The organism is Desulfacinum hydrothermale DSM 13146 (genome assembly GCF_900176285.1).
Classification (GTDB): domain Bacteria; phylum Desulfobacterota; class Syntrophobacteria; order Syntrophobacterales; family DSM-9756; genus Desulfacinum; species Desulfacinum hydrothermale.
On record NZ_FWXF01000002.1, the window covers coordinates 201,000 to 216,361 of the forward strand.

Below are 15,362 nucleotides of genomic sequence, written 5' to 3' on the forward strand. Positions count from 1 at the left end.
CTAACCTGGGGCAAGAAGCTTGCCAATTCCCCCACCTACGTCAGCGTCACCACGCGCATGGTCACAACGAGACAGGAAAGCCGCCCCAGTCCATGGGCAGCTGTGATGCGCACACAATGAAGAAAACTTGACATCATGGCCACTTACCACGGGCCACGCGCCCTGTGCGGCACCCCCCAATCCCTTACCACCGGGGTCTTGCAAAGCATTCCCACAAACCTGCAGCGCCGTTTGCCGGCGGAAACGATCCCGTCCGGTCTGGGAAGATTTTACCCCTTGGTGCGGCAGAATGTGCCCGGCACAGGCAGGATCACAACAGCCCGGGTTCCCGTCTCCATGGGTTCCAGTCGCACTTGGGCCCCGTAGGGACTCAGAAGATGTTGCGCGAGGGCCAGACCGAGCCCCAAGTGGTTGCGCCCCTTCTCCTGCTCGTTCACCTCGGAAGGCCAGTGGGTGGCAAAGGGGGTGAAAAGCTCCTCCGTCGGCACCTGGTCGCTCAGGCCGCAGCCGTTATCCTCCACGCGGATCCACACCTCGTCCTGGAAAACATCCGTGGCCAATACCAGTTCCTTTTCGGACGCCGCCCGAAGCGCCGTCAGACCATTTTGGATCAGGTGATGGAGAGCGGGGACCAGATGGCGGCCCAGAACACGCAGCAGCGGTACGTGGGGGGCGAGCTCCAATCGCAGGCTCACGTGGTGCTTGAAGAAAAGATCGGCCTTGTAGATCTTTCCCAGCCTTTCCAGGATCTGGTTCACATCGATTTCCGACTCGTTGGCTTCGATTTCATGCAGGATCATGAAGTCGCGAAGCATATCGGAAAAAAGCCGGACCTGTTCCAGGAGCCTGCCCAAACGCCCTTTTTCGGAATCGAGCAGCCGCGGCAGGTCAGACCCATCCTGGTCGGAAAGGGAAGCAACCAGGTCCTCCATCCTGGTGTGGTTTCTTTCCATCAATTCCAACAGCATGGAAATGTTCTGCAAGGGGCCGTTGATGTTGTGGATGAGTCCGCGCATCAGCCGCCCCATGTGCCCCGGCCGATCCAGCTCCGCAAGGGCCGCAAAGCACTTTTTCATGTCAAGGTCGCCATGCATGGTCACTTCCCTTGGCAGGAAGGAACGGGTCGGGGCGCCTCCCGGGTCTCCCGCTCCTCATCTTTCCCTTCCCGGGCCTTTTCCTTCCACATGCGCTGCAAGCGAAAAACCACCCGTATGATCGACTCCCGGTCCGCCTCGTCGATCTCCACAAACTGCACACCGACCAGATGCGCGGCCGTATCGCCCGATTCGGCGGCGGGTTCAATCCAGCAAATCTTGCCCACAGCATAAATGGGTCGGGGATTTCCCAGCTGCGGCAGCAGGCACATCTCCAAATAGGTGCCCACCGAATGCAAGGTCACCGTGACGAAAGAAAGGCCGCCCCCGCTGATGTCCACCACGCGCCCCTGATGGGCATAGGAGGCCTCTCGGCTCTCCTGCCTTTCCAGGTATCCCAGCAGGCGGTCCATTTTCGATTCCAGGCGCGCCAGGGCCCCCATCACCTCCCGCACAAACGGATCCTCCGCCTCCTTTTCCTGCAAGGACGCGGAATCGTGTCCCGGGCCAAAGCCCAAAAAGAAAGGCGGCTCCTGGTCCTGCGCCAATTCATTGTAGAAAACGGTCAGCTCCGGAATGCGGACCCTCAGGTACTCTCGATGGTTACTCTCTTCCATTCCCTGCCCCTCTCCATGAGCGACAAAAAGGCTTCCACCACGTGGGGATCAAACTGTTTGCCACTGTTGACCCGGATCTCCGAAACGGCCTTTTCCAGGGGCAGCGATTCCCGGTAAGCCCGCCTCGAGGTCATGGCATCGAAGGCATCCGCCACAGCCACGATCCGGGCAAGCAGCGGGATATCCTCCCCGGCCAATCCATCGGGATACCCCCTTCCGTCCCACCTTTCATGATGGTGGCGAATGATGGAACGCTCTTCAAAGCCCAGGCCCAGATCTTTGATGATGGACTCGCCGATGACGGGATGCTTCTTGACAATCTCATATTCCTCCGCCGTCAGACTCCCCGGCTTGTTCAGGATTTCGTCCGGCATCCCGATCTTGCCGATGTCGTGGAGGTACCCCACGGTCTTGAGGATATCAATTTGTGTGCCATTTATGCTCATTTCCCGGGCCAACCGAACCGCCCAAAGCGTCACCCGTTCCGAATGCTTGCCCGTGTAAGGGTCCTTGGCTTCCAAGGCACTGACGAGGGATTTCAGGATTCCGTAGAAATTGTTGATGAGGCTTTCGTAGAGCGCCATGTTCTCGACGGCCAAAGCGGCCTTGGTCATGAGAAAGTCCACCAGGGTGCCGTGATCATCCGCCGGGCTCTCTTCCCCCCTGCTTTGAAAAAGCCCCAGAAAACCGAACAGCTCCCCCCGAATCCACATGGGCCACAGGCTGCAGGGTTCATCGAGAAGTGGAGAGCGCACGGACGGACTCTTCCGGCCGTCGCCGTTGCCCTTTCCCACCTCACCAAAGGCTCCCGTCACGAAGCTTTTCAGGGGCGCTCGAACGGGGGATGTCCCCTTTCGCAGCCGGTCCAGGAGCATGTCCTGATCCACTGTGAGGGTTTGGGGCAGGCATCCGTCGTCAAATCCCCGCCCGGAAATCAGGGCAACGCTTTTGAGATCGGGAAGATAGACAAAAAAGCCGGCTTTTCGGCAAGAGGTCAGGGAAGAAGCCAGATCCACAATGGAGGCATACAGATCGTCGCTGGATCGGGTCTCATCGATTACGCGCGAGACGTGAAACAGTTTCTCCTTTTCCTCGATGCGCTGTTGCAGCTGGCGGTTCACCTGCTTCAACTGCTCCTGCGTCTGGCACTCCAGCTTCAAGGAAAGGTTTTCCAACAAGAGATTCCTCTCCTTGAAGACCCGCTCCATGGCCAGGGCCAAGTCCCTCATGGTGAAGGGCTTGGTCAGAAAATCCGAGGCCCCCAGCCGCATGGCCCGGATGGTGGATTCCATGGTTGGATAGCCGCTCATCATGATCACGGGCAGGGTCCGGTCCCTTTGCTTGAGCTGCTCCAGAAGCTCCACCCCGTCCATATCGGGCAGATTGAGGTCGATGAAGGCACAGTCGAAGCCGTGCGATTCCAGGGCCTGCAAGGCATCCGCGCCCTTGAGGAAGACCCGGACCTTTTCATGGCCCAGTTGTTCCAGATAATCCCGCAGGATCTCCCCCAATACCGTATCGTCTTCGATGATGAGGATATTCATGGTTCCGTCGCTGCCACCTGTCGCAGGACCAATTTTTTCAGTCGCTCGAATTCCGCGTCGTCGATCACCTTCTCCCGCCGCAGGTCCTTGAGGCGTTCCAATTCGGAGAGCACATGCCCCATCTTGGACATGGAGCCTTCCAGCAACTCCACCGGCATGAAATACCGCGACATCAAAAGAAGGGGATCATAGCCCGTGGATTCGCCCGCCCCTGTCCCTTTCGCCTCGGCATCGGCCTTCCCGTCCCGGCGGCCCGCTTCCAGCTCCCGGAGCTTGTGGTAGGCCTCTTCCAATTCGGCCAGGAGCGCCGCGCGCTCGCGCAGGATGCGCACCTTGTCGATGGCGTTGCGCGTGGCCACCGCCACCTCGTCGATCCGGAAGGGCTTTTGGATATAATCGTAGGCCCCCTGGCGGATGGCCTCCACGGCCGATTCCAGACTGCCATAGCCGGTGATGATGATCGTCAGCAGGTGGGGAAGGTGCTGCCGGGCCTGCTTGAGAAGGGTCAGCCCGTCCATGGCGGGCATGTTGAGATCAGTGATCAGGATGTCAAACGGCTCGGAGTCAATCAGCTCCAGGGCTTCCTCGCCGCTGGACGCCAGCTTGAGTTCCGTTCCCTCGGCCGTGATGGCATCTTTTAGGATATCCCGGTAGACGTCATCATCGTCCACAATCAAAATTTTGACAGGCAACGCCTCCACTCGTTCCATCCCGCTTTCCATTTCCAGGGACTTCCCCCTAGGCCTTCCCGTTGAAGAGCACGCCGGTGAGCTCTTCCAATTTTTCGCGTAGTTCCAGCAGCTCCTCAGGCGGTATCTGGCGGATCACCTCTCCGGTTTCCTTGTTTACCACGGAAACCACCATGTCCCCCGTCTCTTCATGGAGTTCAAAGCTAAGCTTAATGTTAAGGTCTTGGAGATAATTTTGCACGTCTCCAATGAGCCCTTCCAATGCCGTCCGGTCTTGCTCCCAAGGACCTTCGGAGGATTTTTCCAAATCCTTTCTCTGCCACTGGGGCTGTTGCGCCCCCTCTTTGCCCTCCACGGGCTTGATGAGTTCGCGCTTGGTCCACTGGGGGTCTTCCCTGACCCAGGGCTCCGTCACCAACGATTGGATTCCATCCACCCTCGTTTCCATGACGTCCACCTCCTCTTATTTTCGGTCGAGGTTGAAACACCCTCGCCGTTGCGCTTCGGCATCCGACAAGAGATCCACAAATTGGTTCGCCAGAGCGCGGGTGAGCTTCCCGTAAGGAGCGGCGCCTCCTCCCGGGACCACGTTCCAGAAAAGATTCAGATCCGGCCGGGGCATGGACGAGGCGCTCTGCTCCACCCACCACAAGACGGTATCCGTACCCACGTCGGTCACCCACACCTGGACCTTTACCTGCTCGCTCAAGGCCCCGGAACCCACAATCAACCGTTCCACTTTGCCTCGAACCAGAAGATCCGTCCCGCTGGGGAGGAAACGGTCCGGGTCCCCGTCACTTCCACTCAGCACCACCCGGCCGAAGGTTGCTCCGGCGGACAGAGCGGCTGCATAGATCCTGGCCATGTGGGACCCTGCTTGTTCCATGCCTTCCGGGGCCTCAAAGGCCGCCACCGCCGCCTGCCGGTGCCTGTGGGGGGCCGGGCAACGCCAGGCCAGAACCCGCGGTGGGTCCACCTTCACGGCAGCAGACCGGGAAGCCGTGGGCGCCGTGGCACAACCTGAACAGAGCCATGCCGCAAGCGCCAGGATCCATAAGGCTGATGTGGCGAAACCGCGCACCGAAGTCTCCTCCCAAAAATCAGGCCGATCCTCTTCCCAGGCCCAAGAGCCATCAAACTAGTCTGCAATTCTATAATCGGAATCAAACCCCAATCCCATGAAGGATTTTTGCATCCTGGAGCCCGACTGTGTGCCGGATTCCCATCAGCTCCATCTTCCATGGGGCGGGTTTCCACAGGGAGAAAGGGCAAGCCGCGGTAACGATCCGGGGCCTTTGAAAAAAAGGCACCGCAACCCACGCCTTCCATGAGGCGCGCTCCACCGATACGGGCCACTTCCACGGCGCATAAACCGTGTGGCGCCAGTAACGAAAGGATGGCGGCTGGGTTGCCCGGTCGTTTCCATGGATTGGAAAGGTCCGCTTCCAGACGGCCAAGGCCCCGCAGCGACAAAAGAACCCCGACGTTCCTGCCGCTTGGCGGTCGGAGTTTTCCATTCGGACAGGCTTTTTGAAAGACATTGGAGGGAAAGGGATCCAAGGCGTGTTCAGGCATGCCGGTCGGTGGTGTCCATTCCGGCCATGGCGCGGGCAGAAAGGCGACCGCAGACACGGGCGGAAAGACCGGCGGCGGGGTCCCATCCATGCCCGATCCCGGGCCCACGCCTACACAAAGCGACTCAACGACTCCAGAAGCTTCTGGTAACTCAGGGGCTTGGACAAGACAAGATCCACTCCCTTGTCCCTCAGGTCCTCCCCTTCGTACTGGGCGCCCCACCCGGTCACCAGAATCACCGGTAGAGACTCCCTGGCCGCCTTGGCGGCCTTGGCCACATCCCAGCCGCTCACCTCCGGCATGGCCAGATCCGTCAAGACCAGGTCGAAGGTGGCCGTCTCCAGGTGGCTCAAGGCCTGAGCCGGATCGTGGGTGGCGGTCACCCGGTGGCCCATGAGGCGCAACATGTCGCGAAGACGCTCCAGGATCTCCTTTTCATCGTCCACCACCAAAAGATTCTTGCCGGCCGTTTTCAGCCTCAGGTCCAGACGAGCGCTTTGGTCGCGGGCGTCCTTGTCCACCGCAGGCAGATCGATGGTGAACGTGGTTCCCTTCCCCGGTTCGCTATACACGTGCATTTCACCGCCCATTCGGTGGATGAGACTTCGACACACACTGAGCCCCAAGCCGGAATTGCCCGCCCCCTTGGTGGAAAAGAAAGGATCGAAGATCTTTTGCACGGTCCCCTCGTCCATGCCGATCCCCGTATCCGAGACCTCCAGAATGGCCCGGTCGGAACGCCGAAAGGCCCTGAAAGAGAGCCGCCCGCCCCGCGGCATGGCATCCACGGCATTGAAGACCAGGTTGGTCAGCACCTCGCGAAGATCCGCCGGGTGGATCGCACCGAGCACTCCTTCTTGAAGGTCCTTGCGCACCTCGATGGTGTGTCCCGCCCTTTCCACGGTGTTTTTCCACCGCGGCCGGGTCAGATCAAGGGTGTCGATCACCGCACTGCGAAGATCCGCCTCTTGTTTCCCACGCCCTCGGGCGCTTTCTTTTTCCGTAAACTGCTGCAGGCGGCGCACAATATGGGATCCGTCTGTCACCGCCTGTTCGATGCTCCGCAGCCTCCGCTCCGCCCCTTCACAACCCGGCGGCATCTCCTGGGCCAGCAGCTGGGTGTTACCCAGGATGGACATCAGAATGTTGTTGAAATCATGGGCCACCCCGCCCGCCATGGTGCCCAAGGCGGCCAGCTTTTCCGTTCTGTTGAGCTGTTCTGAAAATGCCTTCTTCTGTGAGATGTCTTCCGCCACAAGCACGAACCGGACAGGCCCCGCAAGATCAGCGGGAAGCCTCCGTATGGAAATGTCCGCGGGAAACTCACTCGCACCATCCCCGCCGAATTTTTGGTCGGACAATCTGATTCGAGCACCGCCTTCAGTCTGCTCCATGATCTGCTGAAAGTCCCGAACATGGGCAAAGAAAGTACCGCAAGGGCGCCCCACCAATTCCGCCTCCTGCAGATCCAGCAATGTGGCCATCCGGCCATTTGCCCGGACGATCACCCCCTCCTCGTCCAGAAGACAGATGCCTTGAGGCACCATATCCAGAATAGCCGTCAGCAACTGCTCCATTGTTTCAAGATCTGCACGCTGTTTCTGCAGCTGCACCCCTCTTTCATCACACTGCCTGCGCAAGCGATCCTTCTCTGCAGCCAAACCTTCGTATGCCACCCGTTCGGCCATCATCCGTCCCATCACATCGACCAGTGACTCCCAACACCGCCATTCTTCCTCCAGTGGGCAGGGCACGTCTTGACGGGAGGAAAGGATCACGGCGTAGCCCCCCGGAACGTAAAGTCCCAAAATCGATCCAGAAAACCACGACTCGTTCATATCCATCAGGAAACCTGAGGACATTGCATCAAGGAAAAGCCATCTCTTTTCTATCCATACCCTCCGGGCACACTCCAGCAGGGGACTGCCGGGTCCAAACAGATCTTCCTCAGCCAGCCGGTCCCCGCCGCCATCCCCCGTCGCCCCCAAATGGATCAGCAGCTCCGGCCCATTGCCGGCCTCAGATGCCCTGAAAACGGCACACGAATCGAATGCGGTCTTCTCAATGAGAATCCGTGCCATGCGCTCCAGCCACTGGGAGAACGTCATCTCGTCCCACAACGGCACACTCAGCCTTCGAATGATTTCCAAAACCGCCACCGATTGCATATACCGATGTCGCAACCTGAGCACCTCTGCTCGAGCGGTCTCACCGCCGGATTGACTCACCTTAAGACCTCCTCCTGCCTCCAACTTGGCTGTGGCCCCCCTCAACAGAAAATGTCCAGAGCCAGGTGATCACCCTTTTGCAACGTATATCCGTCGTTTCCAACATGGTGGAGATTCGGCATTTCCACTAGGCCATGGACTCGCATCTGCAGCAAAGCAACGGGCTATGAACTGTCGAACCCCTTCATCACGGGATTCTCCCAAAACGGGCTCTCGGTTCGCTCCTGCCTGGAGCGTGTATTGTTTCGGGCAGGATCCAGGCCCCCACACGGGGCATGGGATACCGTCGCTTTACCCCAAAACCATGGACCACGGCCTCGGAGCCATGGTATGGTGGCCTTGCTTGGAGCAGACCGGGAGCCGGCAAGCCCCATAGCAAGTGCAAGAATTTTCACAAATACCTGCATAGCACAAGGAGAAAAAGATGTCTATCCGCAAACATACTTTCGCTCTGGCCATTGCTGCCGCCTTGCTTCTGACGCTCATCGCCATTCCCCAAGCCCACTGTGAAGATTTGCCCGAGACCTGCCCGAAGGTCAGCACCGTCCAAGAAATCCTCACGAAAACGTTTAGTCGCTCCATGACCGTCAAAGCTGTCTTGCCCATGAAGACTTTGCAATTGTGTGAGGCCCACGTGGTCTTCAACGGAAGAAACCAGATCGTCTACATGGACAAAACGGGACGACACCTCATTTTGGGCCAGATCGTGGACACGGCCACACGCCGAAACCTCACGAGAGAAAGTCTGAATCAGCTCAATCGCTTCTCCAAAGAAGACATGAAAGAACTTGACTCATTGGTGGCCTTCTCCGTGGGTCCCGAAGACGCCAAACATTCCGTATTCATGGTGACCGATCCCCAGTGCCCGTTTTGCAAGAAAGCGGAAGGCGCTGTGGAAGAACTGGCCAAAGAGGGCCTGGTGAGGACCCGATTTCTTCTCTTTCCCCTACCCAATCACAAAGGGGCAAAGGAGACCTGCATCTCCATCCTCTGCGACCAAAAGGGCTTCCAAGAATTCAAAAATGGGTATCAGTCGGACAACCAGTGCAAAGAAGGCAGGGAACAGATCGAAAGGTCATTGCGGAGCCTCAAGAGCCACGGTATCAGCGGCACTCCCACCTACATCTTCCCCGACGGGTCGTTCCATGCGGGCGTGCTGAGCCGTAAGGCGCTCCTGAAAAGGCTGGAAAAGGAATGAAGGCATCCGCCTCTTGCTTTTCCGACAAAGCCGGGTCCTTTGAGACTTATGCAAAACTCGTGTGCTCAATCGGAGAGCAGTGGACGGAAAATAGGAAGCGGGGTTGTGAAAAACTGAGGCAACACCTTCAATTGCGCCAAAAGTGGTCTTAACAACAATGGGGTTCACCTTGACCCGTTATTTTTCCATCTCATAAAGAAAGGCCACCTCGGCCCTGTCCCCCGTGCTTGGGTTGCTTGCGCCCACCACCACACTGTAGATGTAGGCCACGTCCGTTTCACGGGTATCCACGATCTTGATCCGAACATCATAACTGGCCAGATTGAAAGTGATATCCGGCTCCAGGTCTGGGTCGAGATCGGTGGCATGGGAACCACAGGAGGCCCAGGCAGTCGTGGCTTTCTCCATCTTGTCCTTGAGGCAGGCGCTGCCGCTGGACACAGTGGCGTTCAAAATGGAGTCGGGGGTTTGTAGGTCGTTCAGGAACATGCTGATGATTGCCTCCGCTCCGCCCTTGGCCGCTTCCAGACACGTGGTATAGGTGCCTTCCATACGAGAAACCTTGGTCCCGGTGGTGGTTGAAAAGAGCAGCAAAGCCACAAGTCCCATGCCCAACAACATGAGCATCAGCGTTGTGACGAGGGCGATTCCAGATTGGTCGGCAAGCCTTACCGTCATCACCTACCCCAGGTTCATGGGTTTTACTGCCAATTTAAATACCTTCCAACGATAATGGCGCGCATCGCCCGCGGGCGTGAAGGTGGACAAGGCCGTGGTATTGGTATCCCCCAGTGTGAGCGTGCCATTGAAATCGTAATTGTCGTCCCGAACTCCATCCTGCACAAGAAGAAAGATCCGGACTTCTTTCAACTGGGAGCGGATTTCATCGGCCGTTCCATTGCCGTTGGTATCCCCCAGGTTGAGGTCCTTGCTCCATGCATCCACGATGGCATCACCATCGGTATCCAGACCGAAGGCCACCTGGAAATCCCGCACGCAATCGATCATGGGTTGGGGGTTTCGAACTCCGTTCCCCTGATTAATCGTCGCCCGATACAAGATATAGCTGTTGGGATCACAGCGATCAGGAAGTCCGCTGGCAGGCGTGTCCAAATAGTAATCCACACGATTGAAAGGCATTCGAAGGTCAGTATCTGGATCTATGCCGTACAGCAAGAAGATGTGATGGGTATCGGAGGGCGTGGGCACCGGATCCGCCCCCCCCACGGACGTGTGATAACTCCCGGCGAACGTGAAGAACCAGGCCCCTCCCTTCTTCTGGAGCTGTTTATCGGTATCCAGGACGATAAATCTCTCTCCCGTGGAAAAATCCAGTTCCGAACTGTTCCAGTCCTTCACCTTCCAGTTGGCACCATCATGGTAGAGGACCGACCACTTTCGCGATGTACCACTCACGTTAGCGACGGCCGACTTCAAGACCAGCACATCCGAATTGTGGGCGCTGGTATTGCCGTTGTTGGAAAAGGCCATGGCTCGTGGCGCGTTCGGCGAGTCGTTGAAGGCGTTGGGATCGGGGGTGGCCGACCCACTGCTGGCGGCTTCAGCAAAGCTGGTGCCGTTGACGTCGAAAGGCAGGCCATAGCCCGCCATTTCCACATCGTAGCGCAACAACTCCAGACCTGTCAGATGCGACATCCTTCCCTCGGGAAGGGAAGCCTGGACCTTGAAACTTCTCATCACCTTGAGGTAGGCGGCACCGGCCACGGCCAAAACCACCAGAATCACCGTCACGCTGACCAACAGTTCCACCAAGGTATAACCAGGAACTGAAGACTTCAGCTTACGGGCTGATGGATGACGGTTTCCAACCGATAGGAATGGCTTCTGTTTTTGTAGGACCATCGGACCTCTATCTCCACTCCCTTCAGGGGCCCCCCGTTGCTGTTCACCTTCTGGACCACCTGAAAGTTCCAATTGGTGTTCTTGCGGATCTGTCTGGATGTGGTGACGTTATCATCGTCAATGGCAGCGTAGCTGGTGTTCCGCAAGATCTCCAACCGCTCCTGGGCGATCTTCACCGCCTCATTGCGTAGATCGTTACGCACGTTTATATCCAAGACCCGGATGATCCCAGCCAGGGTTCCCAATAGGCCCACCGCCAATACCACCATGGCCACCAGGACTTCGATCAGGGTAAATCCCCGGCTATTTCGCTTGGCAGCTGCTGCCATCCCAAAACCCCATGCGAATGCGCGTTCGAGATACCACCACGCAGCTCAGAACGCCCTGAGGCACGGACACTCCGGATACGTGAAAGGTTTTACCGGTCGCCGCAAAGCCCCGTCCGTCAAAGGTCAAGCTGTCCCCGCTGCCCCCCCCCCAGGGGTAAGGCGACGTCACGTCCATGATCTTTTGATCGGCGGAGTCCTTGATGTCTCCGTCCCCGTTGGAATCCACCCGAACCTCATAATTGCTGAACCCCGCCGTCGCCCCCCAATAGATGCCCGCGACATCCTTTTTCACATAAGCCTCCATGCGGGCGAAAGACAGGTTACGATAGAGGGTTCGCGTCTGGCCATCAATGTCGTGTTTTGTCTTCCAAGCCGAGTAGGCCGGAATGCCCATGGAAAGGATGATCGTGAAAAGCGCGATCACCACCATGAGCTCCACCAGGGTAAAGCCGGCTTTGGGCCTCATTTTTCTATCCAGTGCAGAATTTTACCCGTTTTCACACCAAAAGGCGGCACAAAGGGCGTGGCGCTTTCCGGTGGAACGCCTTGCACCCAATTGTTCGTCTTGGGATCATCCCCATTTCCGGTCGAAAAATCCGAATTGGGGTCCACGCGGTAGAGGGCCCCCGTCGATGTCTGCAGAAAAAGGCTTCCTTGAACGGCGTTGATTCCATAGCCGGGACAAGTCAGATCGGCGATCGCCTCTCCGGTGGCGCAGTTGAGTCCCCAGATGCGGGTTCGTCCGGAATAGCCGCATATGTCGGCCGTCGGCTCCGTCGTCGTAAAGAAGACGAGATTCTGATCCGTCACCGTGGGGTCCGAAATCATGCGCTCTTTGAAATAGCCGTCTTCCGGCCCGTTCAATTCAATGTACCAGCCTTTGATCCCATTCAAATCTCCCAAGTGACTGCACACCTCTGCCGAGCTGTGTCCAAAATTGATGTTGGGTTGGGCACAGTTGTTGTCCGCGTCGCACACGAAAGGCACGGCCATGATCCGGTCGTTTTGGGAGGCGGAATAATTATCCTCTTTGAAAAAGTATCGACCGGATCCCGCATAAACGTACCACGTCCCGAAGCATTTAGAGAATTCCACCTTGGCCGTGATAGGCTGCTGGGCCGCGTTGAAGTAGTTCGTATTGTAGTCCCACTTGGTCGGATCCGTGTCTCCCGTCCACAGCTTCACGATTCCGCCCTTCCAGTCGTCGATTTTCCCGCTGGGTGAATAGCCATAACCAAAGAAAACAAAATCCGTATTGCCGTCCTCATTCAGATCCAGACCCGTGGTGAAAAGGCGCCCTCCGAAGGCGTTCTTGAAACTTTTGCCAAAATCATGGACATAGACGTCGGCAATCTGCAGGTCGCTATCCAAGGATAGGACAAAGGTGTGCAGGTTTTGCTCCGAATCGCCCTTTCTGTCTTGAGGGCCCGAGGCGAAGATCACATAATAATTTCCATCTCGGTGGACCACGGCCGGCCCGGAATAGCTGTAGCCCAGCTTGGGATGCGTAAATTCCCAGAGAAACTTGGGATCTTCGGGATGGGTGATGTCCAGCGCAAAATAGGCAGAAAGCCCCACACAGTTGGACGGATTGTAGCAGGTATCGGCATTTGGGCAACTGATGGTGCCACTGCATGTATCACTCGGCGCATCACATGTGTAGTTGTTACCCTTGGACTTCTCGCAAACACCCCCACCGAGCCTCATGCCACCGATCAGCACCTTCTTGTTTCCCATATCCACGATGTAGGGGCTCAAGTCCACATAGTAAAGATGGCAATAGTCGTTCCTTGCCAGGCATCTTAGGTAGGGTAGAGAGTTTTTGGGCACAAAGGCCCACAGTTCTTTGCCCAGGTCCGTCCCCTCGAGCTTGGCCACTCGGTCCCCGGCCAGTCCGCTCTTGGTCAACACACCTGTCTTCACGGCATGGAGCATTCCGTCGTTGGCTCCGAAAAAGACCACGCCCTCCACCTTGTCGCAACTTCCTCCCCCCGTGCAGTCGGCGTCCGTTTCACACACCCGAGTGGAGTCATTGGAACACAGCGTGTAATCTGCAGCCACCTTGGGCGTGGAATAGACAATGTCGCCCAGCTTCCAGGTACTCGTGGTGGTGCCGAGGGTCACCGTGCGGTTGCGGCATCCACTTCTGTCGTCGCCTCGGACATAATTCACCAGGTTGGCCGAAGTCACGTTGTCGTCGGATCCGGCAAGGCAGGTATCAAAGGATGCAGGATCACCAAACAGGGAAGAAAAGGAAAGCATACTCGTAACGTTGTCGTCATTAAATAGAACCAGCCGGTCCGAGTCATTGACGGTGTAGATCTTGCGTTCATGGGAGGACATCTGGAACAGCTCTTTGCCCGCTTCCCATATGGGCTTGAGTTCATCCAGGGTTACATTGGCATCTATCAACGGCTGCGCATCGGGCTCCCCGTCGCCGTTGGTGTCCTCGTAGCGAAGAAGCTTCAAATCACCGTTTTCGAATTTGAAAGAGATGACATAGTCGTCTCCAAGGTCCAGAACCTGGTCCTGCACCGTATCCTCCCGGAGGTTGGATATCCCCCGGGAGACATAAAACCAATAATTATACAGGAAACCGACCCAGTTCACCGACTGGATGCCAAATTGCTTTTCTGGATAAAAGACCGCCTGCATGACGTTGGCGCCCTTCTGCGCCCGCTCGGAAAGGATGGAGACGGAAGTTCCCGAGGCGGTCTTTTTCAGGATGTCGGCAAAGATTCCCGTCAGGGCATCCGTCATTTCCGTGGGGTTGTCGGCGTAATAGGCCCTTCCCGACACGTCGGTGCCCCCGCGGACCGCCATTTCGTCCAGCTTGGCCTTGGCGGCCTCGGTCAATCCCACCCCCAGAACGTAGGTGCGCACATCGAAGGTGTAATCCGTCCCCCCCAGTGTCTTGGTGAGATGGCGTAGGTTGTCGATCTTTTGCAAAACAGCCGGCATCAGGTTGTCCGCCGTATCCTCGTTGCCATGCTCATCCACACTGGGCAGCCCGTCGGTGACGTACACCACGAAGTTCTTCTGGCACCTTTCCTGGATGGGACTGTCGCTTCCCAGGAAATAATCGTAGGCATCCTGAAGCGTTCCCGCCGTGGGGGTGAGCCCTGCATTGATGACATAGTCGCAGTCGTTTTTGTTTCCCTTGCTGCAACTCATGTAGGCGGATGCATCGTTTTCCTTAGGGTCCAGCTTGTCCAGAAGGTCCGTGTAGGTATCAGTAGTGTCACCATCCAAATCTTCCAAGTCGCCCACGGGCACATGGAGATATCCATCCCCCGGGGATGAATTATTGAACCACGTACGGCCCACATAATACCAGGTCATCCGCTGGCCGAAGTCAGCATACCCCAAGGCATAATCGGTGTCTGTGGGGGTGAAATAGCTATCAAATAAAAAGTTCCAATAACCTGTAGCATCGTCTGACGTTCCGCTCTTATTACCGTAGCACTTATACCAATCCCAGGGGGGGCCGTCGTCCGCATGGTAAAACTCTCCCCACGAAATGCAAAAGGCCGTTCCCAAATTGGATCCGGAATAGAAAGGAAACGCCCCTTTGTAATATATATGGTTGGAAGGGTCCGCAGGGTTGGGAATCGCCTGGGTTTTCGGGTACACCAAGGCGCAGTATCGGTCCCTTATTTCCGATCCAATGGAGTTGCTGGAAATGATGGAATCGAAGTAGTCTGCATCGAAAGACCCATTGTCCGCACGGCAGGCATTTTCACACTCCGTCTTCTTGGACCCGTCGCCCGTACGGCAGTATTCCACACAGGCATCCGGAGGATCCGGGCAATAGGAACGGGGATCATAAGAGGCAAAATACTGGGAATTATGCAGACGGCGCGACACCACTCCGGAAGAGGAGAGACGGTAGGTCATGAGCCCAACGCGGAGTTCGTCCTTGAGCTGATCGATCATATCGATGAGCGCCTTTCGGGCCACCACGGACTTGCTCACAGGGGAATAGGAGCCCACGGCGTTGCCGTAGAAATCCTCGTCCATACTGTTGGAATTGTCGAGGATGATCAGGACGTTGGCTTTAACCCCGGCGGCGATGAAAGGAGGCACCGCGCAGTCGCACGTTCCGGCCCGGGCCCAGGGCGCGAACCCCATCATGAAGCAGACGAGCAAGCAAACGACAAGCCGTCGGATTTTCATGGCCATACCTCCAGCCGTCCCCCAAAGGACTGTGTCAAAAACACCCCGG

At 57.2% G+C, this 15,362-nt stretch carries 13 protein-coding genes; 1 reads left to right on the top strand and 12 read right to left on the bottom strand.

Annotation, left to right across the window (positions count from 1 at the left end; translation table 11 throughout):
- Positions 1 to 269: 269 nt before the first annotated feature.
- The 7 genes from B9A12_RS03380 to B9A12_RS03410 all read right to left on the bottom strand — a co-directional run bounded on the left by B9A12_RS03380 (position 270) and on the right by B9A12_RS03410 (position 7,747).
- Entirely contained in the window at positions 270 to 1,094 is an 825-nt protein-coding gene (locus B9A12_RS03380) for a sensor histidine kinase (RefSeq protein ID WP_084056285.1), read from the bottom strand.
- A gap of 2 nt (positions 1,095 to 1,096) precedes the next feature.
- Positions 1,097 to 1,711: a PilZ domain-containing protein gene (locus tag B9A12_RS03385; RefSeq protein ID WP_084056287.1), complete on the bottom strand. Its 615-nt coding sequence runs from the start codon at positions 1,709 to 1,711 to the stop codon at positions 1,097 to 1,099.
- Positions 1,681 to 3,255: an HD domain-containing phosphohydrolase gene (locus tag B9A12_RS03390; protein WP_084056288.1), complete on the bottom strand. Its 1,575-nt coding sequence runs from the start codon at positions 3,253 to 3,255 to the stop codon at positions 1,681 to 1,683. Before B9A12_RS03390 ends, B9A12_RS03385 begins: the two co-directional genes overlap by 31 nt.
- Positions 3,252 to 3,965, bottom strand: coding sequence for a response regulator (locus B9A12_RS03395; RefSeq protein WP_170920311.1), 714 nt, complete (start codon positions 3,963 to 3,965; stop codon positions 3,252 to 3,254). The genes B9A12_RS03390 and B9A12_RS03395 overlap by 4 nt, the downstream gene beginning before the upstream one ends.
- Before the next feature lie 28 nt (positions 3,966 to 3,993).
- Entirely contained in the window at positions 3,994 to 4,392 is a 399-nt protein-coding gene (locus B9A12_RS03400) for a flagellar protein FlaG (RefSeq protein ID WP_084056291.1), read from the bottom strand.
- Positions 4,393 to 4,407: 15 nt separating this feature from the next.
- Positions 4,408 to 5,025, bottom strand: a complete 618-nt coding sequence (locus B9A12_RS03405) for a hypothetical protein (protein ID WP_084056293.1) — start codon at positions 5,023 to 5,025, stop codon at positions 4,408 to 4,410.
- 604 nt (positions 5,026 to 5,629) lie between these two features.
- A complete protein-coding gene (locus B9A12_RS03410) occupies positions 5,630 to 7,747 on the bottom strand; it encodes a PAS domain-containing hybrid sensor histidine kinase/response regulator (RefSeq protein WP_139796469.1) in 2,118 nt (705 codons plus the stop codon).
- A gap of 424 nt (positions 7,748 to 8,171) precedes the next feature.
- On the opposite strand from B9A12_RS03410, the gene B9A12_RS03415 reads away from it, so the two are divergent.
- Complete coding sequence (locus B9A12_RS03415) at positions 8,172 to 8,945, top strand: DsbC family protein (protein WP_084056297.1); 774 nt, start codon at positions 8,172 to 8,174, stop codon at positions 8,943 to 8,945.
- A 177-nt stretch (positions 8,946 to 9,122) separates the two neighbouring features.
- Here the strand turns inward: B9A12_RS03415 and B9A12_RS03420 are convergent, their stop codons facing one another.
- From B9A12_RS03420 to B9A12_RS03440, 5 genes are read right to left on the bottom strand one after another with little or no spacing between them, the layout of a single operon-like run.
- Positions 9,123 to 9,623 carry a hypothetical protein gene (locus tag B9A12_RS03420; protein WP_139796470.1) on the bottom strand — a complete coding sequence of 167 codons (501 nt, stop codon included), beginning with the start codon at positions 9,621 to 9,623 and terminating at the stop codon, positions 9,123 to 9,125.
- Between the two features lie 3 nt (positions 9,624 to 9,626).
- Positions 9,627 to 10,715 carry a PilW family protein gene (locus B9A12_RS03425; protein WP_170920312.1) on the bottom strand — a complete coding sequence of 363 codons (1,089 nt, stop codon included), beginning with the start codon at positions 10,713 to 10,715 and terminating at the stop codon, positions 9,627 to 9,629.
- A gap of 26 nt (positions 10,716 to 10,741) precedes the next feature.
- Positions 10,742 to 11,137: a type IV pilus modification PilV family protein gene (locus tag B9A12_RS03430; protein WP_084056303.1), complete on the bottom strand. Its 396-nt coding sequence runs from the start codon at positions 11,135 to 11,137 to the stop codon at positions 10,742 to 10,744.
- Entirely contained in the window at positions 11,112 to 11,603 is a 492-nt protein-coding gene (locus B9A12_RS03435) for a GspH/FimT family pseudopilin (protein ID WP_084056305.1), read from the bottom strand. The genes B9A12_RS03430 and B9A12_RS03435 overlap by 26 nt, the downstream gene beginning before the upstream one ends.
- Positions 11,600 to 15,313: a pilus assembly protein gene (locus B9A12_RS03440; RefSeq protein WP_084056307.1), complete on the bottom strand. Its 3,714-nt coding sequence runs from the start codon at positions 15,311 to 15,313 to the stop codon at positions 11,600 to 11,602. The genes B9A12_RS03435 and B9A12_RS03440 overlap by 4 nt, the downstream gene beginning before the upstream one ends.
- Between the last annotated feature and the right edge of the window lie 49 nt (positions 15,314 to 15,362).

What these genes read in the sequence shown, in the direction of transcription:
- B9A12_RS03380 (WP_084056285.1), bottom strand. Translation starts at nt 1,094, where the DNA reads ATGCATGGCGACCTTGACATGAAAAAGTGCTTTGCGGCCCTTGCGGAG.
- B9A12_RS03395 (WP_170920311.1), bottom strand. Translation starts at nt 3,965, where the DNA reads ATGGAACGAGTGGAGGCGTTGCCTGTCAAAATTTTGATTGTGGACGAT.
- B9A12_RS03430 (WP_084056303.1), bottom strand. Translation starts at nt 11,137, where the DNA reads ATGGCAGCAGCTGCCAAGCGAAATAGCCGGGGATTTACCCTGATCGAA.
- B9A12_RS03390 (WP_084056288.1), bottom strand. Translation starts at nt 3,255, where the DNA reads ATGAATATCCTCATCATCGAAGACGATACGGTATTGGGGGAGATCCTG.
- B9A12_RS03415 (WP_084056297.1), top strand. Translation starts at nt 8,172, where the DNA reads ATGTCTATCCGCAAACATACTTTCGCTCTGGCCATTGCTGCCGCCTTG.
- B9A12_RS03420 (WP_139796470.1), bottom strand. Translation starts at nt 9,623, where the DNA reads ATGACGGTAAGGCTTGCCGACCAATCTGGAATCGCCCTCGTCACAACG.
- B9A12_RS03435 (WP_084056305.1), bottom strand. Translation starts at nt 11,603, where the DNA reads ATGAGGCCCAAAGCCGGCTTTACCCTGGTGGAGCTCATGGTGGTGATC.
- B9A12_RS03400 (WP_084056291.1), bottom strand. Translation starts at nt 4,392, where the DNA reads ATGGAAACGAGGGTGGATGGAATCCAATCGTTGGTGACGGAGCCCTGG.
- B9A12_RS03440 (WP_084056307.1), bottom strand. Translation starts at nt 15,313, where the DNA reads ATGAAAATCCGACGGCTTGTCGTTTGCTTGCTCGTCTGCTTCATGATG.
- B9A12_RS03385 (WP_084056287.1), bottom strand. Translation starts at nt 1,711, where the DNA reads ATGGAAGAGAGTAACCATCGAGAGTACCTGAGGGTCCGCATTCCGGAG.